The 814-nt window shown below is 64.9% G+C and carries 1 protein-coding gene; it reads right to left on the bottom strand.

What is annotated here, in order from left to right:
* A partial coding sequence (locus C6P64_RS14560; protein WP_105749283.1) for an IS5 family transposase occupies window positions 1–729 on the bottom strand: 729 nt, incomplete at its 3' end.
* Between the last annotated feature and the right edge of the window lie 85 nt (window positions 730–814).

Raw genomic sequence — 814 nt, 5'->3', positions numbered from 1 at the left:
CTCCAGCGCAGCTTCACGTTCGGCCGTGCCGCTCGCGTGCGTGATGGCCACATCCACCACCAGTCCGTTGCGGTTCTCCATCAGGATGTGCCCCATGTGGCACAGGCGCGACTTGTCACCCCGGGCCTTGCGGTAGAGCCGCGCCTGCGGATCGGTCGTGCTCTGGTGGGTGTCGTTGCTGCGGGTCTCGCCTTTGAAGTCCACTTCCGGGTTGCGCCCTTCGGGCGGCGGGCTGCTGTCGTCCTTGCGCTTGAAGCTCTTGTGCGAGGCCCACGCATCAATCAGCGTGCCGTCCACGCTGAAGTGCTCGTCGCTGGTGAGCCGGGCCCAGCCCGCGGTGTGCTTGACCCGTTCGAAGAACACCCGCGCCAGTCCTTCGTTGAACAGCCTCTCGCGGTTGGCGCTGAAGGTCGAGTGGTCCCACACCCGGTCCTCCAGATTGAGGCCCACGAACCAGCGGTACAGCAGGTTGTAGTCGATGGACTCGACCAGCAGCCGCTCCGAGCGCACCGTGAACAGGATCTGCAGCAGCAGCGCCTTGAGCAGCATCTCGGGGGGCACCGACGGGCGCCCCACCTTCGCGTACACCGCTTCGAAGTCGGCGCTCATCGTCGCCAGCAGCGCATCAACCATCGCACGCAGCTTGCGCAGCGGATGCTGCTTGGGAACTCGCTCTTCCAGGCTGATGTAGCTGAACATCGCGCCCTGAAAGTTCTGGATGCCTCTCATCTCGGGTCTGGGTGTCGGTTCGGGGATAGGCTAGATCGTACCCGCCGCTGCCGGCAGACTGACGGGTGGGTTTTTCAACGGCCTG

The sequence above is a fragment of the Malikia granosa genome (assembly GCF_002980595.1).
Classification (GTDB): Bacteria; Pseudomonadota; Gammaproteobacteria; order Burkholderiales; family Burkholderiaceae_C; genus Malikia; species Malikia granosa.
Note: the sequence above shows the minus strand (reverse complement) of the source record. Positions and strands in the feature narration are given on the sequence as shown.